The organism is Allobosea sp., from assembly GCF_017308075.1.
Lineage (GTDB): Bacteria > Pseudomonadota > Alphaproteobacteria > Rhizobiales > Beijerinckiaceae > Allobosea.
Genome location: NZ_JAFKFX010000029.1, coordinates 111749 through 137780 on the forward strand (window position 1 = coordinate 111749; position 26032 = coordinate 137780).

Here is a 26032-nt window from a genome sequence, read left to right on the forward strand (position 1 = left end):
GCTGAGGCTCAAATCGGCGCGTATCCTTTATTACGGCCTCATTGTCCGCTTTGTCAAACACGCAAGCCTGACGTCACCACCACAGCCCGGCATTGGCCGCCGTCTTCTGCTGCCGGGGCTGGTCGTCGCGCAGCGAACGGTCGAGCGTGCGCAGCACCTCGCGCTTGGCGGCCTCGAAGGCGGGCGAGAGGTGGTCACGCGGCCGGGCCTGCGGGTTCTCGAGCTCGTCGAAGACGCGGCCCGGCCTCGGCTGCATCACCATGATCCGGTCGGCCAGCGTCACCGCCTCCTCGACATCATGGGTGACCATCACCACGGTCGGCCGGCTCTCCTGCCAGAGCGCCAGCAGATGCTCGTGCAGGCTGGCACGGGTTGTGGCGTCGAGCGCCGAGAAGGGCTCGTCCATCAGCAGGAGCTTGGGACGGGTTATCAGGGCGCGCGCAATGGCGACGCGCTGCTGCTGGCCGCCGGAGAGCTCGCGCGGCCAGCGCTTGTCATACCCGCCGAGACCGACGCGCTCGAGCGCATGGCCGACGCGGTGCCGGCGCTCGGCGGATGCGAGCTCCGACAGGCCGAAGCCGACATTGTCGGCGACGCTGAGCCAGGGGAAGAGCCGCGGCTCCTGGAAGATCACGCCGACATCGGCGCGCGGCTCGGAGATCGCCTTGCCGTCCAGCACGATCCGGCCCTCGCTCGGCCGGTCGAGCCCGGCGACGAGGCGCAGCAAGGTGGTCTTGCCGCAACCGGAGCCACCGACGAGGGCGAGGATCTCGCCCGCCGCCACCTCGGCGGTGATGCCTGCGAGCGCCCTGGTGCCGTCGGCATAGGTCTTGGAGAGGTTGTCGAAGGTCAGCATCGCCACGGCCTCAGAGCTTGTCGCGGGCCGTGTCCTGCCAGCGCAGGAAGGGGCGTGCGAGCGCGACGAGCACGCCGTCGGCGAGCTTGCCGAGCACGGCGAAGGAAATGATGGCAGCGATGATGGTGGCGGGCCGGCCGAGTTGCTGGCCATCGACCAGGAGATAGCCGAGGCCTTCGCTCGCGCCCATGATCTCGGCGGCGACGACGAACATGAAGCCGAGGCCGAGGCCACCGCGCAAAGCCGTGAACCAGTCCGGCAGGATCGCCGGCAACAGCACGCGCCGGACCATGGCGAGCCTGCCGAGGCGGAAGACGCGACCGACCTCGACGATCTTGCGGTCGATCGAGAGGATGGCGGCGGCGACGCCGAGATAGATCGGGAAGAAGACGCCGACCGCGATCAGCGCCACTTTCGAGGCCTCGAAAATGCCGAACCAGAGGATGAAGAGCGGCACCCAGGCGATCGAGGGAATGGCGCGCAGCGCCTGCAAGGTCGGATCGAGCAGTCCGCGCGCTACGGGCAGCGCCCCGGTCAGCGCGCCGAGCACCGTGCCGGCGAGGGCGCCGAGGCCGAAGCCGGCAAGGACGCGCCAGAGCGTCGCAGCGGCATGGGTGGCGAGCTCGCCGCTGGCGGCCAGCTCCCAGAGCGTCGCGCCGACCACGCTCGGCGGCGGCATCAGCCGGCCATTGGCGAGGCCCGCCCTGACCAGCGCCTCCCAGATCACGGCGAGCACGACCGGCAGCACCAGCCCGGCGAGCCGCAATTGCGCCCGGCCCGCCCGCTTCGCCGGGACGGCCTCGGGCGCCGCTGCCGCCGTTCCGATCTCGATCGCGCTCATCGTCGCAGGATCACGCCACTCAGTTGGTGGCGGCGAAGCGCCGGTCGAGCAGCGCGTCGACCGCCGCCTTCACATCCGTGCTCGCGGGCAGCACCCCGGCCTGCTGCAAAGCGAGGCCGGCGGCAAGGGTGGTTTCGGCCTGGGCCGGCCCGATATTGCTGTGGGTCAGCTCGGTGCGGGTGAGCTGGCGCTCGATCACCGCATCGGAGAGCTTGGTCGCCTCGACCAGCGCCTTCCTGACCTCGGCCGGGTTGGCGAGGGCAATGGCGCGCGCCTCCTCATAGGCTTTCAGCACCTTGCGGACGAGTTCCGGGTTCTTTTCGGCGAACTCCTCGCGGACATTGAGCACGCCCCAAGTGTTGTCGGCCGCCTTGCGGTGGAAGAGCCTGGCGCCGCTCTCGACCTCGGCAGCCGCCATAAGTGGGTCGAGCCCCGCCCAGGCCTCGACATCGCCGCGCTCCAGCGCGAGGCGGCCATCGGCATGCTGGAGCAGGACGAGCTTGACGTCCTTCTCAGTCAGGCCGGCATCGGCGAGCGAGCGAACGAGGAAGATGTGCGGATCGGTACCGCGAGTGACGGCGACGCGCTTGCCCTTGAGATCGGAAACCTTGGTGATCTCGCTCTTGGCGCCGGTGACCAGCGCCGTCCATTCCGGCCGCGAATAGACATAGATCGACTTGATCGGATTGCCGTTGATCTTGCCGATCAGCGCGGCGGCGCCGGCGGTCGAGCCGAAATCGAGCGAGCCGGCATTGAGGAATTCGAGCGCCTTGTTGGAGCCGGCCGAGAAGACCCAGCGGACCTTGATGCCATCGGCCTCGAGCGCCTTCTCGAGGATGCCGCGCTCCTTCAGGACGAGGCCGACCGGATTGTAGGTCGCATAGTCGACGCGGATTTCCTTCGGCGCCTGGGCCAAAGCGGCGCCGGCTGCGATGGTGACAGCGGCAAGGCCGGCAAGCACGGCGCGGCGGTTCGGAAGCAAGGTCCGGATCATGGCGTTTCCCTTTCGTCACATGGCTGCGAAGGGATCGGAGGCCTTGCCGGGCCTCCCGCGCCCCACGCTTTAGCTGCACTTGTTTCGCGCCCGCAAGCTGGTGGCTCAAATCGGCGCGTATCCGGTTTTTAGGCTCACATGTTCTTTTTGTCAAACAACACTTTCAAAAATCGGCTTACCCATTATTCACATACAATATGCGTTCAATAACGATTTCCGCCATGGCGCGCCGACGTGTTAGGGATCGCACCTGATCCTCCGCCGCGAAAGCGCCACCGTGCCGCCCATCGACGACAAGCCTGCCCCGAAACTGGCCGAGCTGATCGAGGACCCGGCCGCGGCCGTCGCCAGGCTGGCGCGGCAGACCCGTGGCGGCCCCGAGGCGCTCCGCGCCGTCCTCGTCCCCGCGCTGCGCGACGCGCTCGAGGAAGGCCGCGCCTCGGCCAAGGAACTGCTCGTCCGCACCCGCAACGGCCTCGCTTGCGCCAAGCGGCTCTCCGCCAGCATGGATGCCGTGGTCTGCAGCCTGCATGCCGCGGCGACCCGGCATTTCTACCCGGTGCAGAACCCGTCCTCGGGCGAACGCATGGCGGTCGTCGCCGTCGGCGGCTATGGCCGCGGCACGCTGGCGCCGGGCTCGGATGTCGACCTGCTCTTCCTGTTCCCGGACAAGCAGACGGCCTGGGGCGAGAGCGTGGTCGAGGCAGTGCTCTATCCGCTCTGGGACCTGAAGCTGAAGATCGGTCATTCCGTCCGCTCGGTTGAGGACTGCATCCGCGAGGCGCGCGGCGACATGACGATCCGCACCGCATTGCTGGAATCGCGGCTGGTGGCCGGGGATGCGACGCTGTTCGCCGACATGCTGCGGCGCTACGGCGCGGAAGTGGTCGAGGGCACGGCTCCCGCCTTCACCGAGGCGAAGCTCGCCGAGCGCGAGACGCGGGTGATGCGGGCCGGCGCCTCGCGCTATCTGGTCGAGCCCAACGTCAAGGACGGCAAGGGCGGGCTGCGCGATCTCAACACCCTGTTCTGGATCGCGAAATACGCCTATCGCGTCGATAATTCGGCTGATCTCGTCGAGGCCGGCCTGTTCGACGCCCGCGAGCTCGCTATCTTCCAGCGCGCCGAGGAGTTCCTCTGGCGGGTGCGCTGCTGGATGCACTTCATCACCGGCCGGGCGGAAGAGCGCCTGTCCTTCGACCTGCAGCGCCAGGTGGCGGCGGCGATCGGCTATGCCGGCCGGAGCGGACTGGCGCCGGTCGAGCGCTTCATGAAAGCCTATTTCCTCACCGCCAAGGATGTCGGCGATCTCACCGCCATCGTCTGCGCCGCGCTCGAAGCGCGCCAGCAGAAGCCGCGCGCCAGCCTGACGCATCTGCTCGGCTCGCTGACCAAGCGCAAGCGCGTGCGCGCGCTCGGCCACCCGGATTTCACCCTGAAGGGCCAGCGCCTCGGCGTCGTCGACGACGACGCCTTCAAGCGCGACCCGGTCAACCTGCTGCGACTCTACGAGATCGCCAGCCGCGACGACCTCGCCATCCACCCGGCGACCAGCCGGCTGGTGACGCAGTCGCTCCGGCTGGTCACGGCGCAATTGCGCCATGACCGCGAGGCCAACCGCATCTTCGTCGAGATCCTGACCGCGCGGCGCTCGCCCGAGGCGGTGCTGCGGCGGATGAACGAATCCGGGCTGCTCGGCCGCTTCATCCCGGATTTCGGCCGCATCGTCGCGATGATGCAGTTCAACATGTATCATCACTACACGGTCGACGAGCACCTGATCCGCTCGATCGGCATCCTCGCCGAGATCGACGCCGGAGCGCTCGAGGCCGAGCATCCGCTCGCCAATGCGATCTTCCCGAGCATCGCCAACCGGCGCGCGCTCTATGTCGCGCTGTTCCTGCACGACATCGCCAAGGGGCGACCGGAAGATCATTCGATCGCCGGTGCACGCATCGCCCGCAAGCTCTGCCGGCGCTTCGGCCTGACGGAAGCGCAGACCGAGACCGTGGTCTGGCTGATCGAGAACCATCTGGTGATGTCGACCGTCGCCCAGAGCCGCGATCTCGGCGACCCCAAGACGATCGAGAGCTTCGCAGCGACCGTGCAATCGCTGGAGCGGCTGAAGCTGCTGCTCGTGCTCACCGTCGCCGACATCAAAGCCGTCGGCCCCGGTGTCTGGAACGGCTGGAAGGGCCAGCTCCTGCGCACGCTCTATTACGAGACCGAGATGGTGCTCGCCGGCGGCCATTCGGCGATCGAGCGCAAGGCCAGGGTCGAGCTGAAGCAGGACGCACTCGCCGCAAGGCTCTCCGACTGGGAGCCGGCGGCGCGCGAGGCCTATCTCGCCCGGCACTACCCGGCCTATTGGCTCAAGGTCGAGCTCGACCGGCAGGAGCAGCATGCCCGCTTCCTGCACGCGGCCGAGGCGGCCGGCCGCACCACGGCGACGCGGGTCGAGACCGATCGCTTCCGTGGCGTCACCGAACTCACCATCCTGGCGCCTGACCATCCGCGCCTGCTCGCCATCGTCACCGGCGCCTGCGCCGCGGCGGGCGGCAACATCGTCGACGCCCAGATCTTCACCACCAGCGACGGCCTCGTGCTCGACACGATTTTCGTCTCACGCGCCTTCGAGCGCGACGACGACGAATTGCGCCGGGCCGAGCGCATCGCGGCAGCGATCGAGCGCGCGCTCAAGGGCGAGATCAAGATCGCCGATCTGGTGGCGCAGCGCCGCGCCCCGCCGCCGCGCGGCCAGACCTTCCAGGTCGCGCCCGAAGTCGTCATCGACAACGTGCTCTCGACCCGCCACACGGTGATCGAAGTCTCGGGCCTCGACCGCCCGGGCCTGCTCTACGACCTGACCACCGCGATCTCGAAGCTCAACCTCAACATCGCCTCGGCCCATATCGCCACCTTCGGCGAGAAGGCCGTCGACGTCTTCTACGTCACCGATCTGACGGGTGCGAAGATCACCACCACCGCCCGCCAGCTGATCATCCGCCAGGCGCTGCTCGCCGTCTTCAGCTTCGACCATGACAAGGCCACGAAGAGCAAAGCGATGGCCCGAACTTGATTTCGGTCGACCGAAATCCGATATCGGCCTCGAACAGAGGCGGGTGAAACCCCGCTCCTGAGAGTCTGCATGACCGGAGTTTGATGACGCGATGACGCAGAACCCTGCGATGGACGATCCCAAGCCCGAGACGGAAGCCCAGGTCGAGACCGAGGGCCAGGCGCCCGACGCGCTCGCCGCCGCCTTGGCCGAGCGTGACGACCTCAAGGACAAGCTGCTGCGCACGCTCGCCGAGATGGAGAATCTGCGCCGTCGCACCGAGCGCGAGATCGCCGATGCCAAGGCCTATGCCGTGACCAGCTTCGCCCGCGACATGCTGGGCTCGGCCGACAACCTCCGCCGCGCCATCGAGAGCGTGCCGACGACGGCCGAGGCCGCCGCCGACACCGCCTTGAAGGCCGTCGTCGAAGGCGTCGAACTGACCGAGCGCGAACTGCTCAAGACGCTGGAGCGCCATGGCGTGCGCCGCATCGAGCCGCAGGGCGAAAAATTCGACCCGAACCTGCACCAGGCGATGTTCGAGGCGCCTGACGAAAGCATCGCAAAGGGCCTGGTCTCGAAGGTGGTGCAGACCGGCTACAAGATAGGCGAGCGCGTGCTGCGTCCGGCCCTGGTCGGCGTCTCTGCTGGCGGCGCGAAGCCTGCCGTGAACGAGACCCCTGCGGCGGAAGCCGGGGACAAGCCCGCCTCCGGCAACTGAACGACGGCGCGAGGGCGAGCGACAGCGCCGCCCTCGCCGGCATCGATCCACTGGCCAAACCGTCGAGAATCAGACCCGCGGCTTTGTCACCCGGCGCAGGGTCAGATTGATCCGCCCGGCCTGCGGCAACAGGCTCGACGAACCGGCCAGGATGCGGTCGATGCCGTGATAGGCCAGCCGCGCCGCGCCGCCGAAGGCGAGCGCATCGCCCGAGGCCAGCTTCAGCGAGACGGTCTTTCCACCGCGCACCGTGCCGCCGATTCGGAACAGCGCGGTGTCGCCAAGCGACAGGGACAGGACCGGAGCAGCGAAATCCTCCTCGTCGCGGTCCTGGTGCAGGCCCATCTTCGCCGTCGGCTCGTAGAAATTGATCAGACAGGCCTGTGGCGGAAGCGGGTAGCCCGCGAGCTCCTCCCAGGCCTGCAGCAGTCGCGAAGGCATGGCCGGCCAGGGCTCGCCGGTTTCGGGATGGTTGGGCTGGTAGCGATAACCGCCCTCGTCCGAGACCCAGCCGAGCACGCCGCAATTCGTCATCCTGACCGAAAAGGGCTTGCCCGTCTTCGGCATGCGCGGGGTGAAGAACGGCGCCTGCCGCGCGACCTCGCGCAATTCGGCGACCAGCGCCGCCTGCTCACCTGCGTCGAAATAACCCGGCCAATGCGTGACGCCGGGGGCGACCGCGAGCGGCACCGTCCGGCTCAGAACTTGTCGAGGCCGAGCACGTCGGCCATCGAATAGAGACCGGGCTTGCGGCCGCGGCCCCAGAGCGCCGCCCTGACCGCGCCCTGCGCGAACAGGCTGCGATCCTCGGCGACATGGGCGAGCTCGAGGCGCTCGCCGGCGCCGGCGAAGATCACCTTGTGATCGCCGACCACGGTGCCGCCGCGCAGGGCGGCAAAGCCGATCGCGCCGGCCGGACGCGCCCCGACCTGGCCGTCGCGCACGGCGACGCGGGCCTGGGCGAGATCGACGCCGCGCCCTTCCGCAGCGGCCTCGCCGAGCAGCACGGCCGTGCCCGAGGGCGCATCGACCTTCATCCGGTGATGCATCTCGGCGATCTCGATGTCCCAGTCGGTGCCGAGCGTCGCCGCCACCTTGCGCACCAGCGCCGCCAGGAGATTGACGCCGAGGCTCATATTCCCCGAGCGGATGATCGCGGCGTGCCGGGCAGCCGCCTCGAGCCGGGCGAGATGGCCGGGCTCCAGCCCGGTGGTGCCGACGACATGGGTGATGCGGGCCTGGGCGGCGAGGCCGGCAAAGGCGACGCTGGCCTCTGGCGAGGTGAAATCGAGCACTCCCTCGGCCTCGACGAAGGCCGGCAGGGCATCGTCGGTGACGAGGACGCCACTGGCAGGCAGCCCGGCCAGAACCGCTGCATCCTGACCGATCGCAGGCGAGCCCGGACGCTCGATCGCGGCGCTGAGCACGCAGCCCTGCGTCTCCGCGACCGCCTTGATCAGCGTGCGGCCCATCCGGCCGGCGGCGCCGACGACGACGAGGCGCATATCGCTCATGATGAAACGCTCCAGAAAAGCCAAGCCTGCACCCGAACGGGCGCCGCGAATGCCTATAAGCCGCTTCGGCGCCGGCCGAAACGAAAAACGGCCGGGCGAACCCGGCCGTTCCGATTGGAGGTGAAGCTGGCCTTACTCGGCCGGCTGGATCGCCGAGACCTGCCACTGGCCGCCGCGCGGACGCAGGAAGGTCCAGAGCTCGGTGACCTCGCGCGGGATCGTGGCGTGGCCCTCGACGACGCGGCCACCCTCGCGCTCGACCAGCGCATTGAGCGAGCTGAAGCGCATGGCGACGGTGGCGTATTCGACGCCGGCCTCGCGCCAGGACTCCGCGAGGTCGCCCTGCAGCAGCTTGACGTCGGCGACACGGTCGACGAGGCCCTTGCTGGCGTTCTCGGCGATGTCCTCTGCGAAATAGCCGGCCATTTCAGGCGTAGCGAGCTGGCGCAGCGTGGCCAGATCCTCGTTCGAATAGGCGATCTGGACGTCGTTGAGCAGACGCTCGAAGCTGCCGTAGTCGGCTGGCGCGAGCTCGAACTCGACGGGCTTGGCCGCAGCGGTCGCCGCACCCATGCCACCCATCATGCCGCCCATGCGCTGGGCCGCCTGCGGCTGCTCCTGCTGGGGCTGATAGGGCGCGCGATCGAGCGGCGCGCCGGCCGCAGCGAACTGCTGCTGGGGCTGCGCGCGACGACGGAAGAAGCGCAGCGCGAGCCAGATCAGGCCGCCGATCAGCGCCACCTGGAACAGCATGCCGAGCATGCCGGCAAGACCGCCGAAGCCGGCGCCCGAGAGCAGGCCGAACAGGCCGGCGCCGAGCAGGCCGGCACCGATGCCCATCATCATGTTGCGGGCGAAGGACGGACGCGCCGCCTGGGCGGCGGCGGCAGCGCCGGGGGCGGCCGCCGCAGCGCTGGGCGCAGGGGTCGCGGTACGCTGCATCGGCGCAGCGCCGGTCGGCGCCGTCTGGGTCGGCGCTACCTGCTGCGTGGTGCGCGAGCCGCGGCTGCCAAAGCCTTTGCCGCCACCGGGGCGGGCCTCGGCCAGAACCGGAACGAGCATCAGCGCGCCAGCTACAAGAGCGACGGCCCGGCCACGCCGGGCAAGCGAAATCAAAGACATGGTCCCTCCCGGGGCCGGATTGGCCCTCTTCGCGCAAATATGGAGAGGTCGTACGACTTTCGCAAGGAGACAGGCTCTCCGAAAAAGCCGGCTTTCGCGGGACATGGCCGGTTTGGATGGCCTGTGCGCCGTGCTATGCTTTCGACTTCGTTACGCTCCGGCAGCGAACGAAAGGAGCAGGCCATGATCCGGGTCCTTCGGAGGCTGCACCGCACCGGCGCGACGGCGTCACGCCTCGCCGCGCCTCTCGCGACATCGCTGCTGCTTTTGGCGCTCCAGGCGCAGTCCCCGCCGGCGCGGGCGCAGGAGCACGCCGAGGCGCTCGACCGGCCGAGGCTGGCGCAGGCGCCCGAGCCCTATTGCTTCTGCTGGAGCGACGGCAAGAAGATCGCCGAAGGCGCGACCGCCTGCATCCGCACCACCAAGGGGCGTCGCCTCGCCCTGTGCGGCCGGGTCATCAACATGATGTCCTGGGAAGTGAGCGAGAATCCCTGCCCCGAGAGCTGAGCACGCGTTTCCCGCTGGCGAGCGGGCCGAAAAAGGAAAAGCGCCGCCGGATCCTTCCGGCGACGCTTCCTAACCGTCTCAATGGTCTTCAGACTTCAGACTGACTTCTGTCAGAACGCTCCGACCACGATCGCCAGAACGAGCAAAAACGCCGCTCCCATGGCCAACCGGTCGAGACTTAGCGCGAGGCTCATAGAACCCTCCTTTGTCACTGACCTGACATGGAAACTAGCAGAATCGCGGAGCGCCGCAAGCGGAAACGGCGCGAGAAGCCGAACCGCCCGAGAGCAATGACCTTAATCAAGCGTTAAAGCAATATCTTGCTTTGTATATAGTCAAGATAAAGACCATTCCCGCAGCGGGCATTAGTATTCGCAAGTTCTACTAACGCAGCCGACACCACCATTTCGCCAAAATTATTGCGATGCAATATTGTTCCAGACGGAACGGGCTGACCTTCCCGCCAACCTTCCGTCAGGCAGACGCCACGATCAGCCGCTCGAGTGCCTTGGCCACGGCGATCACCCGCGCATCCTCGCCGAAGCGACCAATGAGCTGGAAGGAGACCGGCAAGCCGCGCGGGCCGCGCAGCAGCGGCACGGTCACGCATGGCGTTCCCATCAGGGTCCAGAGCCGGTTGAAGCGGGAATCGCCGGTCGAGGCCAGCGTCGCCGGCGCCTCGCCCGGCGCGGCATAGGTCAGCATAGCATCGACTTCGCCGAGCCACGCCTCGGTGAGATGGCGCCCGCGCCGCGCGACGCGTCTCGCTTCGTCGTACTGGGCCGGCGTGGTCCGGCGCGCCTCGTCGAGATAGGCACGCAGCTTGGGCGGCAAGGCCTCGCGATGATTGGCATATTCCCAGCCCAGAGCCTGGGTCGCCTCCCAGTCCTGCAAGGGCCCATGCGCCCGGAACGCATCGCCGAGCGCGGCCGGTGCAGCCAGATCGACGACGCTCGCGCCGGCCTGTCGCGCCAGCTCCGCGATGCGCTGCAGGGCCCGCTCGCAGGCCGGCTCCGGCGCCTCGGCGAATTCCTGGCGGTTGAGGCCGAGCCGGAGGCCCTGCAAGGAAGCCTCGGCGGCGTCGAGCTCCGGCCGCCCGGTTAGCGCCGCCAGGGCGAAGCCGAGATCGTCGGCGCTGGCCGCCATCAGCCCGAGTGTGTCGAGCGACCAGGAATAGGGCTTAACGCCGACTGTCGGCAGCAGGGCGTAGGAGGGCTTGATCGCCGCGGCACCGCAATACGCGGCCGGGCGGATCACCGAGCCGCCGGTCTGGGTGCCGATCGCCAGGGGGATCAGCCCGGCAGCGACCGCCGCGGCCGAGCCGGCCGAAGAGCCGCCGGGGCTCGCCGTCGGATCATGTGGATTGCGGGTCGGAGCGGGATCGAGAAAGGCGAAGGCGGTCGTCTGGGTCTTGCCCGCGACGGTCGCGCCGGCCGCCTTCAGCGCCATGACGATCGCGGCGTCGGCGCGCGGCTGCCAGCCTTCATAGATCGGCGAGCCCATTCCGGTCGGCAGATCGGCGGTGTCGATGATGTCCTTGACGCCGCAGGCGATGCCGGCGAGCGGACCTTCGCCCGGCACCAAGACCTGGGGGCGGCTGGCGAAGGCGCGCAATTCGCCATCACGCGCCTCGATGCGGCGCTCGCTCTCGGCAAGGGCGGCCTGGGCCGAAACCTCGCCATTGGCGACGCGGCGGGCAATATCGCGAACCGAAAGCATGGCAGGTTCCTGGATGGCTTGACGGCCGCAGGATCGGGCCGGACCCGGGCATGCTGGCACGAAGCCGCCGGCTTGCGGTAGCCGGCAAAGCGCGGCCGTGCAGCAGCCTGGCGCATGGCCCCGCGCCGATGCGCCAGGCCATGAGAGCCTCAGATCGGGGCGCTCAGTAGCTCGCCCGCCCGCCCGAGAGATCGAAGATGCCGCCGGTCGAGAAGGAGCAATCGTCCGAGGAGAGCCAGAGCACCATACGGGCGACCTCGTCGACCTCGACGAAACGGCCCATCGGAATGCGCGCCATGATCTCGGCCCGGCGCTCGGCGGAGATTTCCTTCGCCATCGCCGTCTCGGCCGCCGAGGGCGTCACCGCCGTGACCATGATACCGTCCGTCGCGGTGTCGCGGGCGACGCTCTTGGTCAGCGCGATCATCCCGGCCTTCGAGGCCGAATAGGCGCTGGCCATCGGCATGCCTTCCTTGCCCTGAATCGAGGCGATGTTGACGACATGGCCGCGCAGGGGATGACCGCCGGCATCGGGCGAGCGCGGCGCCTGGCGGCGCATCAGCCCGACCACCGAGCGGGTCACCAGATAGGTGCCGAACAGGTTGACCTGGAGCACGCGCTGGAAATTCTCGGGCGTCGTCTCCCAGATCGGCTTCACCTCGCCGAGCACGCCGGCATTGTTGACGAGAATGTCGATCCGGCCATGGCTGGCGAAGGCCGCCTGCGCCGCCTCCTCGACCGCCCCGGCCACCCTTATGTCGAGCTGGCGCCGGCTCACACGGCGGCCGAGATCGACGACAGCCTCGGTCAGCGCATTGGCATCCTGATCCCAGAGCTCGACGCTCGCCCCGGCGGCGAGAAGCGCCCGGGCGATGCCTCGCCCCAGCCCACCGGCGCCGCCGGTAACGATGGCGCAGCGGCCGGAAAGATCGTAGCGCACGCTCATCAGCCGGCACTCCACTGCGTCTTGGTGCGGGTGATCTGGTGGCGGTAGAGGCCGAGCGTGAAAGGCGCCTCGCCGCCGAGCGCCGCCAGCCGGTCGGAGGCGAGCTCGGCCTTGGCCAGCGCGATGAAATCGGCCTCGTCGCCCCAGCCTTCCAGCAGCAGCACCCAGCGCGGCACGGCATTGGCGACGCCGCGCGCCTTCTGCTCGGCGGTGGCGACGCCGCTGGCCTGGGCATCGGCCGTCAGCAGGTGCAGACCCGCGACGCCCGGCCGGGCCAACAGATCGGGAATGAGACCGCGCAGCAGCGCGGCCTTATGGCTTTCGGCAGCCTCATCCGGCACGTCATAGCGCAGCGTCGCGATCAGGCCGCCCTGAGCCGGCCCGGCCGCGTGGGCGACACGGCAGATCGAGCGGGCGACCGAACGGAAATGCTTCACCGCCGACAGGGTCCAAGGCGTGGGCGCATTGACGCGGGCCGTGTAGTCCTGGCCCTTCAGGACCTCGACGGTCTGGGCCTCGTAGAGGTTGAAGAATTCGAGATCGGCCTCGATCGCGACATAGCGCCGGCCGCGCAGGAAGCCGGGAATCCCGACCCGCTCCGGCATGTGTTCCTGCCCGTGCCAGGCGTAGAAATCCGCCCTGCCCTCCGGCGCGATGTCGTGCCAGATCGCGACCGCCCCCTCACCCGCCAGACTCATCTTTCCTCCGTCAGGCTCTCTGCCGGGCGCGTTGACTCGGCCCGCTTCCGTCCGTATACGAAAATCAAATCCAAATTGGAAATCATTTCCAATTATAACATCGAACGGGACGGAACAGGTGACGATCGCTGCGGTCGAGCGCGCATTGAAGATGCTGGAAGCCCTGGCCGACGAGGCCGAGGGCGCCGATCTCAGCATGCTCGCCGAACGGCTCGGCCTGCCGGTCAGCGCGACGCATCGCCTGCTGGCGACGCTCGCCGAGCGCGGCCTGGTGGCACAGGATGCCAGCTCCGGCGCCTATGGGCTGACGCTGAAACTCGCCCAGCTCGCCTTTCGCAATCTCGACCGGCGCGGCCTGCCCGACGCCGGCCAACTGGTGCTCGACGAGCTCGCCCGCACCACCCGCGAATATTGTCGCCTCGCCGTCGTCGAAGGCGAGGATCTCGTCTGGATCGCCCGCGCGCAGGGCGCGACGGCCGGCCTGCGCTATGAACCGCCAATGGGCACCGACATCGTGCTGCACGCCACCGCGACCGGAAAAGCCTGGCTCACCAGCCTGCCGGAGGCGGAGGCGCTGCGCATCGTCTGCGCCCGCGGCTTCAAGGCGGAAGGACGCACCGGCCCCAACGCGCTGGGCGACGTCGATGCCTTACGCGCCCATCTCGACGAGACCCGCAGGCGCGGCTTCGCGCTCGCCGTCGAGGAAGGCGAGATCGGCACCGTCGCCATGGCCGTGACCTTCCGCGCCGGCCCCGAGCCGGATGCCGCCATCGCCGGGACATTGAGCGTCGCCGGCCCGCTGCAGCGCATGCACGAAGCCAGGCGCGAAGAAATCGCCGCCGCCCTGCAGCGCGCCGCCCAGACCATGGCCGAAATCTGGCCGCTGCGGCGCCGACAGATCGCGCCGGCCGGAGCACAGGCACCACGCCTGGGCGCTACGGCACCGGCAACGGGAACAGCCGCATGAGCCAGGACAGCACCACCACCACTTCCGCTCCGGCACCGGCCACCACCGGCGGCGCGAAAGCCGGCGCACTGGCCTCCGCCATCGCCTGGCCGCTGGCGAGCTTCGCCGTTCTGCTGCTCGCCTGGCAATGGTTCGTGCCGGCCGCCGGCATCCCGGAATACATCCTCCCCGTCCCGAGCGCCTTCTTCGAGCGTCTCTGGACCGACCGCGCCCTGATCTTCCAGCACACGCTGGTCACGGCGAACGAGATCGTGCTCGGCTTCCTGATGGCGGCGGCGATCTCGATCCCGCTCGGCTACGTCATCGTCTCGGTGAAGCTGCTCGAGAAGGCGATCTACCCGGTGATCGTCTTCTTCCAGCTGGTGCCGAAGATCGCGATCGCGCCGCTCTTCGTGGTCTGGTTCGGCTTCGGCCTGTTCCCGAAGGTGCTGCTCACCTTCCTGCTCTGCTTCTTCCCGACGCTGGTCGCCAGCATGACGGGCTTCCGGGCGCTGGACGAGCGCGTGCTCTACCTGACCCGCTCGATGGGCGCCTCGGCCTGGCAGACCTTCCGCTATGTCCGGGTGCCGGCAGCGCTGACCTACATCTTCTCCGGCCTCAAGGTCTCCGCGGTGTTCGCGGCGACCGGCGCCATCGTCGGCGAGTTCGTCGGCGCCAATGCCGGGCTCGGCTATCTCCTGCTGCGCGGGACCAGTTTCCTCGACATGCCGCTGATCTTCGCCTGCCTGGTGGCGCTGAGCTTCGTCGGCATCCTGTTCAGCTATCTCGTCGACGGGCTCGAAGTGCTGCTGATGCCGTGGCAGCGTAAAGGCTGAAGGCTAAGGGAACACGACCATCAAACCGGGCAAACCGGAACCATAAGGGAGGACAGGATCATGCTCAGAAGGACCTTACTCACCGCAGCCGCCGTGCTGGCGCTCGGCACCACGGGCGCGCTCGCCCAGGCCGGCGGCAAGCCGATGAAGATCACGCTGAACTTCCTCGCCGCCGCGCCCAATGCCGGCTTCATGATGGCCAAGCAGATGGGCCTCTATGAGAAGGCCGGGATCAATCTGACGATCGAGGAAGGCAAGGGCTCGGGCACGACGGCGCAGATGGTCGCGACCGGGCAGAGCGATGTCGGCTTCGCCGATGCGCCGGCCGCGATGCAGCTGCGCACCAAGGGCGCGCCGGTGAAGATCATCGCCCCCGTGCTGCAGACCAATGGCTTCGCCATCATCTCGCTCGAAGACAGCGGCATCGCCTCGCCCAAGGACCTGGTCGGCAAGAAGCTCGCGGTCCAGCCCGGCACGGCGCAGACGATCCTGCTCGACGCCATCCTCGCCTCGAACCAGATCGACAAGAGCAAGGTCGACGTCATCAACATCGATCCCGGCGCCTTCGTCGGCGCGCTGCTCGAGAAGAAGGTCGACGCGATCCTGGGTGGCGCCGATTTCCACTCGATCCAGATCCGCGAGCGCGGCTTCAAGGTGCGCGACATGTTCTACCGCGATGTCGGCGTGCCGACGGTCGGCCTCTCGATCATCGCGCGCGACGACAAGATCAAGGCCGATGCGGACCTCTACAAAAAGTTCATCGAGGCGAGCCTGCAGGGCTGGGACGCCGCCCGCAAGAACCCGGATGCCGCCGCCGACGCCGTCGTCGCGCAGTTCCCCGCGGTGAAGAAGGCGCAGGTGCTGGCCCAGTTCGAGGTGGTCAACAAGCTGCTCTGCGCTCCCGGCGCGACCGCGCTCGGCAAGGTGCCGGAGAAGAACTGGAACACCAGCTTCGAGCTGCTGACCCAGTATCTCGGCCTGCCCAAGGACAAGCCGATCACCGACTACTACACCACCGAGCTGCTGCCGGCCTCGCCGCCGGCCTGCTCTTAAGCCGCACGGAGCATCAACGGAAACGCGCCGTCATTCCGGCCGCAGCGAAGCGGAGCGCCGGAATCCATCGTAGAGCAGGACGCCCTTCGATGGATTCCGGGTCTACGCCGCTTCGCGGCTTGCCCGAAATGACGGATCGGCTCTCGACTGGGAACGAAGAATGACCGCCACAGCCGCTTCCGCCGCCGCCTCGATCGAGGGGCGCGGCATCGTCAAGAGCTTCGGCGGCTTCACCGCCGTCGACGGGCTGACACTCGACATCAGGAGCGGCGAGTTCGTCAGCCTGATCGGCCCGTCCGGCTGCGGCAAGAGCACCTTCATGCTGATGGCGGCCGGGCTGATCCCGACCAGCAGCGGCGAACTCCTGGTCAACGGCAAGCCCCTGCGCGAGCCGCTGACCGATATCGGCATCGTCTTCCAGGATCATCTCCTGCTGGAATTCAGGACGGCGCTGCAGAACGTCATGCTCCAGGCCGAGATCCGTGGCCTGCCGCTCGCACCGGCGAAGGAGCGGGCGCTCGAACTCTTCAAGAAGCTCGGCATCTCGCATGCCGTCGATCGCTATCCGAAGCAGCTCTCGGGCGGGATGCGCCAGCGCGTCTCGATCGCCCGGGCGCTGATCCACGACCCGTCCGTGCTGATGATGGACGAGCCCTTCGGCGCGCTCGACGCAATCACCCGCACCCAGATCCGGCACGATCTCGAAATGCTCTGGCTGGAGCAAGCCAAGACCGTGGTCTTCATCACCCATTCGATCGACGAGGCGATCGGCCTCTCTGACCGGGTGCTGGTGATGTCGCCGACGCCGGGGCGGATCGTCGACGAGATCAAGATCGAGCTGCCGCGGCCGCGCCCGGCCCATCTCGGCGATTATCCGAGCTTCAACACCTACGCCGACCGCATCCACGACGCCTTCCGGCGCTTCGGCGTGATCAAGTACTGAGACATCCGCGCCCGGCCGCAGCGGGGCGCCAAGCAAAAACGGCGCTCCGGTTTTGACCGGAGCGCCGCCATGTTGCGTTGCGGAAAGCCTTGCCGGGCGGACTCAGAGCTCGGCGCGCGGATCGTGCCTGGCGAGGCGGGCGAGCAGGTAATCGACCTCGGCCTTGGCCGCTGCGGACAGGGCGGAACCCGGCTTGCGCTGCGCGTCATGGGCGAGGATGCCGCGCTTCATCATGGTGTATTTGCGCACCGCAAGGCCGACGCCCTGCTGCTGCTCGTAGCGCATCAGCGGCAGATGCGCGTCGAAGATGTCATGCGCCTCGTCGCGCTTGCCGGCCTTGCTCAGCCTGACGACGTCGATCAGCAGCTCCGGGAAGGCATAGCCGGTATTGGCACCGTCGACACCGCGCTCCATCTCGAAATCGAGGAAGATGCCGCCATTGCCGGTGACGATCGAGACATGGCGCAGGCTGCCCTCGGCCTCGAACTTGCGCAGGGCCGAAATCTTCTCCAGCCCCGGCCAATCCTCGTGCTTCAGCATCACGCAGGAGGGGTTGTCCTGGATGATCTTGCGGATGACGGCGGGCGTCATCACCACCGAGAGCGTCAGCGGATAGTCCTGGATGACGAAGGGGATGTCGGTGCCGATCGCCTCGACGGCCTGGGCGTAATAGCCGGTGATCTGGTCATCGGTGCGCAGGCTCGGCGGCGGCGCGATCATCACGCCACCGGCGCCGAGATCCATGACCTGGCGGGCGAGCGAGCGCATCGCGGCGAAGCCCGGAGCCGAAACGCCGACGATGATCGGCTTGCCGCCCATCTTCGCGACCGCGCGCTTGACGAGGCCGACCGATTCCTCCGGCTCGAGCTTGGGCGCCTCGCCCATGATGCCGAGCACGGTGACGCCGTCCGAGCCGATATCGGCATAGAACTCGAAGAGCTTGTCGGCCGAGTTCCAGTCGACAGCGCCGTCGGGCATGAACGGGGTCGGGGCGATCGGGAAGACGCCGCCGGCTTCGGGAGTCAGACGCATGTTCGATCCTACCTGTTCACGATAATCGCGGAGCGGCCGCAAGGGCGGCCGGCCGAGGCCGAAACTTCAGACGATGCGGGTGCGGACGCTGCCGACGCCGGCGATCGAGCCTTCCAGCAGATCGCCCTTCACCACCGCGGCGACGCCTTCCGGCGTTCCGGTCAGGATCAGGTCGCCGGGTGCGAGCTCGACCAGGCCGGAGAGATAGGCGATGGTCTCGGGCACGTTCCAGATCTGCTTGGCGAGATCGGAACTCTGGCGGACCTTGCCGTTGACCTTGAGCTCGATCAGTCCGGCATCGGGATGGCCGGCCCTGGCCGCCGGCACGATCTCGCCGATCGGCGCCGAGAGGTCGAAGCCCTTGGCCATGTCCCAGGGCCGGCCGGCCTTCTTGGCGGCGGCCTGCAGGTCGCGACGCGTCATATCGAGGCCGGCGGCATAGCCATAGACATGGCCGAGCGCATCGGCCTCGGCGATGTCCTTGCCACCCTTCCCGATCGCGACGACGAGCTCCATCTCGTGGTGCAGATCGGCGGTCCTGGTCGGATAGGGCATGTCGGCGCCAGCGGTCAGGAGCGCATCGGCCGGCTTGGTGAAGAAGAAGGGTTCCTCGCGATCGGGATCACCGCCCATCTCGCGGGTGTGCTCGGCGTAGTTGCGCCCGACGCAGAAGATGCGGCGCACCGGGAAGAGCCCGCCGCCTGCGACTGGGGCAGCGGCAACCTTCGGCGGGTCGATGACATAGCTGGACATGGCGCGCCTCGTTCGAGAAATCCAGAGCGTTCATGCGGGAGCAAGCCGGCTTCGGCAAGGCCCACCGCAGGCGGGACCGGCCTGCAATGCCGGCATTCCCGGCAAGCCTCCTCTCCCCAGCCCTCATCCTGAGGAGCAAGCGGAGCTTGCGTCTCGAAGGATGCTCCAGCTGGTTCCGGAGCCTCTCTGGCGCATCCTTCGAGACGCGCTCCTGCGGAGCGCTCCTCAGGATGAGGGTAAGTGTCAGGCCGAAGCGTCGATCACGACGCCTTCGGCAGGTCCGGCACCTTATAGGCGGTGGTCGCCTTGATCCGCTCCATGGCGAAGCGCGAGGTGACGTTCTTCAGCGGGATCGTCTCAATCAGCTTCTTGTAGAAGCCGTCATAGGCGGCCATGTCGGCGACGACGACGCGCAGCATGTAATCGACATCGCCGGCCATGCGGTAGAATTCCATCACCTCCGGCATCGCCGCGACGCTCTGGGCGAACTTCTCCAGCCAGGGGCCGGAATGGTCGGCCGTCTCGATCTGGACGAAGACGGTGAGCCCGAGCCCGATCCGCTCCGGAGCCACCAGCGCGACACGCTTGGTGATAACGCCGGACTGCTCCAGGCGCTGAATGCGCTTCCAGCACGGTGTCTGCGAAAGGCCGACACGGTCGGCGAGCTCCGCGATCGAGATGTTGGCGTCCGCCTGCAGGACGGTGAGAATCTTCCGGTCGATCGCGTCCATTCCATAGATCCTTGGATTTCGAGACGAATTATTTCTCTGAACCGGCATCGTTAGAAGGAATTTCTTTTTACCGGCGAGTTATTGTCATTAGATAGAAAATCCTTTTATCAGACGTCAATAGGCTGAGATACACACGCTGATCGAGGGATTAAGCCATGGACCGCCGCCAGTTCCTGCTCGCCGGCTCTTCGCTGCTCGCCGCCACGCCTTTCGCCGGCGTCCGCGCGCAGGCGCCGATTGCCGCCCGCATCGGCTACATCCCGATCATCGGCACTGCGCCGATCTTCGTCGCCAATGGCGAGGGCTGGCTGAAACAGGCCGGGATCGAGCCCGCCTTCACCGTGTTCGAATCCGGTCCGAACATGATCCAGGCGCTCGCCTCGGGCACGATCGACCTTTACGTCGCCGGCGTCGCGCCGCTTGCCGTCGCCCGCTCGCGCGGCGTCGACATCCGTGTCGTCGCCTCGACCGCGACCGGTGAGAACGTCTTCGTCGCGGCCCCCGCGCTGGCGAAATTCTTCACGGCGGGCACGGCCGCAGCGGCCGCCTTCAAGGCGCACAAGGCCGCGACCGGCAAGGTCGCGCGGCTCGCCACGCAGCCGGCCGGCTCGGTGCCGAACACCGTGCTGCAATACTGGCTCTGGGAGGTCGCCAAGGCCGACAAGGCCGATGTCGAGATCGTGCCGATGGGCATCGACGCGACTCAGCAGGCGGTGCTCGCCGGCGCCGTCGAGGGCGCGATCGTGCGCGAGCCGGCCCTGACCATCGTCCAGACCCGTAATCCCGGCATCAAGCTGATCGCCGGCGGCGAGGAACTCTTCCCGGGCCAGCCGGGCACGGTCGTCGCCGCCTCCGGCAATTTCGTCACCAAGAACCCCGACGCTGTCCAGAAGCTGGTCAACGGCCTCGTCCGCGCCGCCGACCTGCTGGCCAAGTCGCCGGACAAGGCCGCCCCCCATGTCGGCGCCGCGCTCGGCAAGGGTATCGTCGACCCCGCTTTGATCCAGAAGGCGCTGGTCTCCCCAGCCAGCAAGTTCGAGATCGATCCGCGCAAGATCATCGCACCGGCGCGGGCCATGCAGGCCTATCAGGTCAAGCTCGGCTCGCTGGAGAAGGAGCTGCCCTTCGACGGCCTGTTCGAGACGCAGTTCTACGAGCGGGCGCTCAAGGCGGCCGGCTGACGGCGATCGCCCGCCCACACAAGCACGCGACGCACCCTCATTCCGGACGAGCCGCGAAGCGGCTCAGCTCCGGAATCCATCGTAGAGCGCAACTCCCTTCGATGGATTCCGGCACTCCGCTTCGCTGCGGCCGGAATGACGGCGGGTTGTGCCAACGCCCCCCAGAGGAACGATCTTGCAGTCATTGCGGGCCCCGGCCCTAGCCCTGACGGGCCTCGTCGCCTTCCTGCTGCTGTGGGAGGCGATCCCCTTTTTCGGCATCGTCAACCCGGCCTTCCTGCCCGGGCCGAGCGCGCTGCCGGCCGCCTTCCTGCGCGAGGTCCAGTCGGGCGCCTGGCTGTCGGCGATCGCCGGCTCGCTCGGGCATTATTTCATCGGGCTCGGCACCGGCGCAGGGCTCGGCATCGCGCTCGGCGTGCTGACCGGTATGTCGAAGATCGCCGAGGAGCTGAGTGCCTGGGTGGTGCGCCTGCTGCGGCCGATCCCCGGCCTCGCCTGGGTCCCGTTCGCGATCATCTGGTTCGGCGTCAGCCCGCAGGCGGCGGTCTTCATCATCGCGATCGGCGTGTTCTGGATCGTGTTCTTCGCGGCGCAGGGCGCGATCCGCGGCGTCGACCGCGACCTGATCGAGGTCGCCGACGCCTTCGGCTTCCATTCGGCGTGGCAGCGCCTCACCAAGATCCTGCTGCCGGCGGCGATGCCCGGCATCCTGGTCGGCGTGCGCACCGCGCTCGGCCAGGCCTGGATGGCCGTGGTCGCGGCCGAGATCTTCGGCGTCGCCGGGGTCGGCCAGCGCATGATGCAGGCTTCGAGCCTGCTCGCGACCGATCTCGTGGTGATCTACATGCTGACGATGGCTGCTCTCTACGGGCTGCTCGACACTGCCTTCGTCGCCTTCCAGAAATGGGTGCTGCGTTGGAAAGCGTGATCGACATCAAGGGCCTGTCGCTGACCTTCACCCGCGACGGAGAGGCGACCGAGGTGCTGCGCAAACTCGACCTTCAGGTCGCGCGCGGCGAATTCCTCGCCATTGTCGGCCCCTCCGGCGTCGGCAAGTCGACGCTGCTGCGCGTCATCGCCGGCCTCGCCAGGCCGAGCGGCGGCGAGGTGACGATCCACGCGAAGGATAATTCGCGCCGGCCGGTCGCCCTGGTCTTCCAGGATTCGCGCCTGCTGCCCTGGCGAAAGGTGGTCTCCAACGTCGGCTTCGGTCTCGAAGGCCGGGCCTCGCGGAGCGAGCGCCACGCCAAGGCGCAGGAGACGCTGGACCTCGTCGGCCTCGGCAGCCTCGCCCAGCGCTGGCCGCACCAGCTCTCCGGCGGCCAGCGCCAGCGCGTCTCGCTGGCCCGTGCGCTCGCGGTCGAGCCCGAGATCCTCCTGATGGACGAGCCCTTCTCGGCGCTGGATGCGCTGACCCGCGAGACGCTGCAGGACGAGTTGATCCGCGTCTGGCAGCGCACCGGCAAGACCGTGCTCTTCGTCACCCACGACATCGACGAGGCCGCCTATCTCGCGGACCGGGTCGTGGTGCTCTCCGGCGCGCCCGGCCAGATCATCGCCGAGCACCGGATTTCGGCGCCGCATCCGCGCCGGCGCGGCGCGGCGGCGGAAGCCGAGATCGTGCGGGCGGTGCGCGTCGACCTCGGCGCCGATACGGTGAGCGACGGCGCGGCGATCTGAGCCCGCCCCGCACGGAACGGCGGCGCCGGCTCCGGCGCAGTCGATCAGCAGCAGCCCGCCTGCAATGATGCCGGCGCACAGCATGCCGGGCTGGTGGCTTGGCGCGCTACGCGGTGACGCGGCTTGCAGATGGCCGATCGCGCCATGAGCCGCAGGAGGACGTGACCCTGCTGCGGCGCGAGCGCAGCGAGATCGAAGATCCGCATCGGCTCGTCCGGCCTGCCAACTTCGAAAGTCAGGCGGGCATCCGCCGCCAATGCGATTCGCGCCGCGACCCGGTCGAGGATCGACCGGAATTTTCCGACCGGCATGCAGCCGTCGCCATCACTCGCCGGCAGGTCCTCGATCTGGAGGATTGTCTCCTGCCAGCGGTCGGGATTTCCGCCACAGTCGAGCGTGACGAAAGCCCCTGCCTTGACCTCGGTCAGGTGATAGCCGGGCTGGATCGTCCGCCCGGCATAGTCGAACAGCAGGGGCAGGGCCGCATAGGGTTCGAGAGCATCGAGAAGCGTCCCGAGCAGGGCATCGCCCTGAAAATCCACCGACGAGGGGCTGGCTTCGATCGGCATCTTCGGCTACCTTCATTTCAATCTCTATTGAGATGTTGAGATGAAAATGACGGAAGCGCAAGCCCTCGCCGCCTTTTCGGCCCTCTCGCAGGAAACCAGACTGCGCATCATCCGACTGCTGGTGACGGCGGGGCCGGACGGGCTCGCCGCCGGCGCGATCGGCGAGACGGTCGGCGCCTCCTCGTCGCGGCTTTCCTTCCACCTCAGCCATCTCGAGCAGGCAGGCCTGGTCCAGTCGCGCCGCGAGGCGCGTTCGATCATCTACAGCGTGGCTTATCCGGCGCTGTCGGGCCTCGTCGCTTTCCTGATGCGTGATTGCTGCCAGGGTCATCCCGCGATCTGCGGTCCAGCGGTCGCCGCGCTGGCCGATTGCTGCGCGGCCGGATCGCCATGAGCAGCGCTCTGCCCCAGCGCCTCGCGGCCGAATCCATCGGCACAGCCTTCCTGGTCGCGACCGTCGTCGGCTCCGGCATCATGGCGGACACGCTCGCCCGCGACCCGGCGCTGACCCTGCTCGCCAACACGCTGGCGACCGGGGCGATGCTCGTCGTGCTCATCACCGTGCTCGGGCCGGTCTCGGGCGCACATTTCAACCCGGCGATCAGCCTGATCCTTGCGCTCAGAGGCGAGTTGCCGCGCCGGGATGCCGGGCTCTACATACTCGTCCAGACGGTCGGCGGCATCGCCGGAACCCTGGTCGCGCATGCGATGTTCGCGCTGCCGTTGCTGCACGCCTCTTCCAGGATCAGAACCGGCGGCGAGCAATGGCTCTCAGAAGGGCTCGCAACCTTTGGGCTCGCAGCGACCATCCTCGCCGGGCTGCGCTTCGAACGGAGCGCCGTCCCCTGGCTGGTCGGCCTCTACATCGCAGCGGCCTACTGGTTCACCGCCTCGACCTCCTTCGCCAACCCGGCGGTCGCGATCGCACGATCGCTGACCGACACATTCGCCGGAATCCGGGCCATCGACCTGCCGGGCTTCATCCTGGCCGAATTGGCAGGCGCGCTCTGCGCATTGGCCGCGATGACATGGTTGTTGTCAGCGCGCACAGACAATACCGAAATCCGAGCCGCCGAGGGACGACCATGACCATCACGATCTTCCACAACCCGGCTTGCGGCACCTCCCGCAACACGCTCGCCATGATCCGAAAGAGCGGCGAAGACCCCGTCATCGTCGAGTATCTCAAGACACCGCCAGATCGCGCCCGGCTCATCGAACTGATCGAGGCCATGGGGATCGGCGCGCGGGGGCTGCTGCGTGAAAAGGGCACGCCCTATGCCGAGCTCGATCTCGGCAATGCGAAATGGACGGATGACGAACTGGTCGATTTCATGCTGGCGCACCCGATCCTGATCAACCGTCCCATCGTCGAGACGCCGAAGGGAACCAGGCTCTGCCGGCCTTCGGAAGAGGTGCTGCAGATCTTGCCGAACCCGCAGATCGGGCCGTTCATCAAGGAGGATGGCGAACTGGTCGTTCCCTCCAGCAGCCCGCGAAGCTGAGGCGTGGCACCGCCCATCCCGTAATCCTGACACAGCACGGCCGGCGGCAGTCCCTAGAAGGGAAAAACGTTCGCCTTTACGAACACAATCGACGGTGATATTCGCTTCGTCCGTTATAACGAACGAAACGGATGGCGGGTCATGAGCATCGAAGCGGCAGACACAACAGCTCTGCACCCCGAAACCCGACTGGTCCATGCCGGCACGCTGCGCTCGCAATTCGGCGAGACCTCAGAGGCGCTGTTCCTGACGCAGGGCCATGTCTACGACAGCGCCGAACAGAGCGAGGGCCGCTTCCTCAACACCGATCCCGGCTTCCAGTACGGACGCCTGTCCAATCCCACCGTCGCCATGCTGGAGCAGCGCATGGCCGCCTTCGAGGGTGCCGAGACCTGCCGCGCCACCGCGACCGGCATGGCCGCCGTCACTGCGGCCGTGATGGCGCCGGTGCGCGCCGGCGACCATGTCGTTGCGGCGCGGGCCCTGTTCGGCTCCTGTCGCTACGTCATCGAGGATCACCTGCCGCGCTACGGCGTCGAGTCGAGCTTGGTCGATGGCACCGACCCTTCCGCCTGGCGTGCCGCGATCAAGCCCAACACCAAGCTGTTCTTCCTGGAGAGCCCGGCCAATCCGACGCTGGAGGTGATCGACATCGCCGCCGTCGCCGCGATCGCCAAAGAGGCCGGCATCATCCTCGTGGTCGACAATGTCTTCGCCACGCCGCTTTTCCAGCGCCCGCTCGAACTCGGCGCCGATCTCGTGGTCTATTCCGCGACCAAACACATCGACGGTCAGGGCCGCTGCCTGGGCGGGCTCATCCTCGGCGCGAAGGCGCTGATCGAGGGCGATATCCAGACCTATCTGCGCCAGACCGGCCCGGCCTTGTCGCCCTTCAATGCCTGGGTGATGCTGAAGGCGCTGGAGACGCTGCCACTGCGCATCCGCCAGCAGGCGCAGAATGCGGCAGCGGTCGCCAAATGGCTGAAGAGCCGCAAGGAACTCCCGCATGTCGCCTTCATCGGCGACCCCGAGCATCCGCAAGCCGAGATCATCGCCCGGCAGATGAGCGGCCCCTCGACGCTGATCGCCTTCGAGGTTGCCGACGGCAAGCAAGGCGCCTTCCGCTTCCTCAACAGGCTCAGGCTGATCCGCATCTCCAACAATCTCGGCGACGCCAAGAGCCTGATCGTCCACCCGGCGACGACGACGCACCAGCGCTTCACGCCGGAAGTGCGCGCCAGCATGGGGGTCGGCGATGGGCTGATCCGCCTCTCGATCGGCCTCGAGCACGCCGACGACCTGATCGCCGATCTCCAGCAGGCGCTGGGCGGCTGAATTCGGGGCCGCCGCCCGTCCTTCCGGCCGCAGCGACGCTGGCCTGGAACGATGAGCGCCGCGGCAGAATTGAACCCGGCAGGCCGATCCGCGTTGAACCTCGACAGCAACCGAGGTTCACATGCTCCGACACATCGCCTGCACGACCGCGCTGCTCGCTTTTCTCGCCGCCCCTGCCCTGGCGCAGAACGCCTCGCCGGCCTCGCCCGCGCCGGTCGAGAAGCCGGCATCGCCCGAACTTGCGGCCTGCAAATCGACGGCGATGGTGGCGATCACCGCGCGCGAGCCCGAGATCAAGGACATCGTGATCGACGAGGACGGGCTGACGATCGCGACCTCGGAAACCAAGGTCGAGGATACGCGGATCACGCGCATCATCATGGGCGAGGCCTATCTGAAGACCGATCGCTCCGACAAGCCGCGCCGGTTCCTCTGCCTGCTCGGCGAGAAAGGCAAGGTGCTGCTGACCTTCTTCACCCAGAACTGAGAGGG

At 67.9% G+C, this 26032-nt stretch carries 28 protein-coding genes; 15 read left to right on the forward strand and 13 right to left on the reverse strand.

The window, feature by feature from the left end; genetic code table 11:
- Nucleotides 1–73 precede the first annotated feature (73 nt).
- From J0J10_RS11070 to J0J10_RS11080, 3 genes are read right to left on the reverse strand one after another with little or no spacing between them, the layout of a single operon-like run.
- Nucleotides 74–856, reverse strand: a complete 783-nt coding sequence (locus J0J10_RS11070) for an ABC transporter ATP-binding protein (RefSeq protein WP_291641273.1) — start codon at nt 854–856, stop codon at nt 74–76.
- 10 nt (nt 857–866) lie between these two features.
- Nucleotides 867–1697 (reverse strand): ABC transporter permease, encoded by an 831-nt coding sequence (locus J0J10_RS11075; RefSeq protein ID WP_291641275.1) that lies wholly within the window; start codon nt 1695–1697, stop codon nt 867–869.
- A gap of 19 nt (nt 1698–1716) precedes the next feature.
- Complete coding sequence (locus tag J0J10_RS11080; RefSeq protein ID WP_291646550.1) at nt 1717–2691, reverse strand: aliphatic sulfonate ABC transporter substrate-binding protein; 975 nt, start codon at nt 2689–2691, stop codon at nt 1717–1719.
- 322 nt (nt 2692–3013) lie between these two features.
- Here J0J10_RS11080 and J0J10_RS11085 point away from each other — a divergent pair, with 322 nt between their 5' ends.
- Both J0J10_RS11085 and grpE read left to right on the forward strand, forming a co-directional pair.
- Complete coding sequence (locus J0J10_RS11085; protein ID WP_465247195.1) at nt 3014–5770, forward strand: [protein-PII] uridylyltransferase; 2757 nt, start codon at nt 3014–3016, stop codon at nt 5768–5770.
- Between the two features lie 91 nt (nt 5771–5861).
- Nucleotides 5862–6470: a nucleotide exchange factor GrpE gene (grpE, locus tag J0J10_RS11090; protein ID WP_452116901.1), complete on the forward strand. Its 609-nt coding sequence runs from the start codon at nt 5862–5864 to the stop codon at nt 6468–6470.
- 69 nt (nt 6471–6539) lie between these two features.
- On the opposite strand, the gene J0J10_RS11095 is transcribed toward grpE, so the two are convergent.
- The 3 genes from J0J10_RS11095 to J0J10_RS11105 all read right to left on the reverse strand — a co-directional run bounded on the left by J0J10_RS11095 (nt 6540) and on the right by J0J10_RS11105 (nt 9106).
- Nucleotides 6540–7160: an alpha-ketoglutarate-dependent dioxygenase AlkB family protein gene (locus J0J10_RS11095; protein WP_291646552.1), complete on the reverse strand. Its 621-nt coding sequence runs from the start codon at nt 7158–7160 to the stop codon at nt 6540–6542.
- A gap of 8 nt (nt 7161–7168) precedes the next feature.
- Nucleotides 7169–7975 carry a 4-hydroxy-tetrahydrodipicolinate reductase gene (gene dapB / locus J0J10_RS11100; protein WP_291641304.1) on the reverse strand — a complete coding sequence of 269 codons (807 nt, stop codon included), beginning with the start codon at nt 7973–7975 and terminating at the stop codon, nt 7169–7171.
- Nucleotides 7976–8116: 141 nt separating this feature from the next.
- Nucleotides 8117–9106 (reverse strand): TIM44-like domain-containing protein, encoded by a 990-nt coding sequence (locus tag J0J10_RS11105; protein WP_291646554.1) that lies wholly within the window; start codon nt 9104–9106, stop codon nt 8117–8119.
- 183 nt (nt 9107–9289) lie between these two features.
- Here J0J10_RS11105 and J0J10_RS11110 point away from each other — a divergent pair, with 183 nt between their 5' ends.
- On the forward strand, nt 9290–9613 hold the full coding sequence (locus J0J10_RS11110; protein WP_291646555.1) for a hypothetical protein: 324 nt from the start codon (nt 9290–9292) through the stop codon (nt 9611–9613).
- Between the two features lie 474 nt (nt 9614–10087).
- On the opposite strand, the gene J0J10_RS11115 is transcribed toward J0J10_RS11110, so the two are convergent.
- The 3 genes from J0J10_RS11115 to J0J10_RS11125 all read right to left on the reverse strand — a co-directional run bounded on the left by J0J10_RS11115 (nt 10088) and on the right by J0J10_RS11125 (nt 12976).
- Nucleotides 10088–11332, reverse strand: coding sequence for an amidase (locus tag J0J10_RS11115; RefSeq protein WP_291646556.1), 1245 nt, complete (start codon nt 11330–11332; stop codon nt 10088–10090).
- A gap of 163 nt (nt 11333–11495) precedes the next feature.
- Nucleotides 11496–12278 carry an SDR family NAD(P)-dependent oxidoreductase gene (locus J0J10_RS11120; protein WP_291641289.1) on the reverse strand — a complete coding sequence of 261 codons (783 nt, stop codon included), beginning with the start codon at nt 12276–12278 and terminating at the stop codon, nt 11496–11498.
- A complete protein-coding gene (locus J0J10_RS11125) occupies nt 12278–12976 on the reverse strand; it encodes a hypothetical protein (protein WP_291646557.1) in 699 nt (232 codons plus the stop codon). Before J0J10_RS11125 ends, J0J10_RS11120 begins: the two co-directional genes overlap by 1 nt.
- Before the next feature lie 118 nt (nt 12977–13094).
- On the opposite strand from J0J10_RS11125, the gene J0J10_RS11130 reads away from it, so the two are divergent.
- From J0J10_RS11130 to J0J10_RS11145, 4 genes are all read left to right on the forward strand, one after another.
- Nucleotides 13095–13943: an IclR family transcriptional regulator gene (locus J0J10_RS11130; protein WP_291646558.1), complete on the forward strand. Its 849-nt coding sequence runs from the start codon at nt 13095–13097 to the stop codon at nt 13941–13943.
- The gene (locus J0J10_RS11135; protein ID WP_291646559.1) at nt 13940–14758 is read left to right on the forward strand and encodes an ABC transporter permease; all 819 of its coding nucleotides are present in this window, start codon (nt 13940–13942) and stop codon (nt 14756–14758) included. Before J0J10_RS11130 ends, J0J10_RS11135 begins: the two co-directional genes overlap by 4 nt.
- Nucleotides 14759–14818: 60 nt before the next feature.
- The gene (locus J0J10_RS11140; RefSeq protein ID WP_291646560.1) at nt 14819–15811 is read left to right on the forward strand and encodes an ABC transporter substrate-binding protein; all 993 of its coding nucleotides are present in this window, start codon (nt 14819–14821) and stop codon (nt 15809–15811) included.
- Nucleotides 15812–15971: 160 nt separating this feature from the next.
- A complete protein-coding gene (locus J0J10_RS11145; protein ID WP_291646562.1) occupies nt 15972–16754 on the forward strand; it encodes an ABC transporter ATP-binding protein in 783 nt (260 codons plus the stop codon).
- Between the two features lie 102 nt (nt 16755–16856).
- Here J0J10_RS11145 and J0J10_RS11150 read toward each other — a convergent pair whose 3' ends face one another.
- From J0J10_RS11150 to J0J10_RS11160, 3 genes are all read right to left on the reverse strand, one after another.
- Entirely contained in the window at nt 16857–17786 is a 930-nt protein-coding gene (locus tag J0J10_RS11150) for a dihydrodipicolinate synthase family protein (protein WP_291646564.1), read from the reverse strand.
- A gap of 66 nt (nt 17787–17852) precedes the next feature.
- Nucleotides 17853–18539: a fumarylacetoacetate hydrolase family protein gene (locus tag J0J10_RS11155; RefSeq protein ID WP_291646566.1), complete on the reverse strand. Its 687-nt coding sequence runs from the start codon at nt 18537–18539 to the stop codon at nt 17853–17855.
- Nucleotides 18540–18799: 260 nt separating this feature from the next.
- Nucleotides 18800–19270, reverse strand: a complete 471-nt coding sequence (locus J0J10_RS11160; RefSeq protein WP_066478449.1) for an Lrp/AsnC family transcriptional regulator — start codon at nt 19268–19270, stop codon at nt 18800–18802.
- Nucleotides 19271–19425: 155 nt separating this feature from the next.
- Between J0J10_RS11160 and J0J10_RS11165 the strand changes: the two genes are divergently transcribed.
- From J0J10_RS11165 to J0J10_RS11175, 3 genes are all read left to right on the forward strand, one after another.
- Nucleotides 19426–20451, forward strand: coding sequence for an ABC transporter substrate-binding protein (locus tag J0J10_RS11165; RefSeq protein WP_291646568.1), 1026 nt, complete (start codon nt 19426–19428; stop codon nt 20449–20451).
- A gap of 175 nt (nt 20452–20626) precedes the next feature.
- Nucleotides 20627–21379 (forward strand): ABC transporter permease, encoded by a 753-nt coding sequence (locus tag J0J10_RS11170; protein WP_291646569.1) that lies wholly within the window; start codon nt 20627–20629, stop codon nt 21377–21379.
- Nucleotides 21355–22131, forward strand: coding sequence for an ABC transporter ATP-binding protein (locus tag J0J10_RS11175; RefSeq protein WP_291646571.1), 777 nt, complete (start codon nt 21355–21357; stop codon nt 22129–22131). Before J0J10_RS11170 ends, J0J10_RS11175 begins: the two co-directional genes overlap by 25 nt.
- A 44-nt stretch (nt 22132–22175) precedes the next feature.
- Here J0J10_RS11175 and J0J10_RS11180 read toward each other — a convergent pair whose 3' ends face one another.
- On the reverse strand, nt 22176–22700 hold the full coding sequence (locus J0J10_RS11180) for a DUF6428 family protein (RefSeq protein WP_291646573.1): 525 nt from the start codon (nt 22698–22700) through the stop codon (nt 22176–22178).
- Between the two features lie 46 nt (nt 22701–22746).
- Here J0J10_RS11180 and J0J10_RS11185 point away from each other — a divergent pair, with 46 nt between their 5' ends.
- The 5 genes from J0J10_RS11185 (at nt 22747) to J0J10_RS11205 (ending at nt 26027) form a co-directional block, all read left to right on the forward strand.
- The gene (locus J0J10_RS11185; RefSeq protein ID WP_291646574.1) at nt 22747–23094 is read left to right on the forward strand and encodes an ArsR/SmtB family transcription factor; all 348 of its coding nucleotides are present in this window, start codon (nt 22747–22749) and stop codon (nt 23092–23094) included.
- Nucleotides 23091–23789 carry an aquaporin gene (locus J0J10_RS11190; protein WP_291646576.1) on the forward strand — a complete coding sequence of 233 codons (699 nt, stop codon included), beginning with the start codon at nt 23091–23093 and terminating at the stop codon, nt 23787–23789. The genes J0J10_RS11185 and J0J10_RS11190 overlap by 4 nt, the downstream gene beginning before the upstream one ends.
- On the forward strand, nt 23786–24205 hold the full coding sequence (arsC, locus tag J0J10_RS11195; RefSeq protein ID WP_291639970.1) for an arsenate reductase (glutaredoxin): 420 nt from the start codon (nt 23786–23788) through the stop codon (nt 24203–24205). The genes J0J10_RS11190 and arsC overlap by 4 nt, the downstream gene beginning before the upstream one ends.
- Before the next feature lie 141 nt (nt 24206–24346).
- The gene (gene metZ / locus J0J10_RS11200) at nt 24347–25540 is read left to right on the forward strand and encodes an O-succinylhomoserine sulfhydrylase (protein WP_291646578.1); all 1194 of its coding nucleotides are present in this window, start codon (nt 24347–24349) and stop codon (nt 25538–25540) included.
- A gap of 121 nt (nt 25541–25661) precedes the next feature.
- The gene (locus J0J10_RS11205; RefSeq protein ID WP_291646580.1) at nt 25662–26027 is read left to right on the forward strand and encodes a hypothetical protein; all 366 of its coding nucleotides are present in this window, start codon (nt 25662–25664) and stop codon (nt 26025–26027) included.
- Nucleotides 26028–26032: the final 5 nt, after the last annotated feature.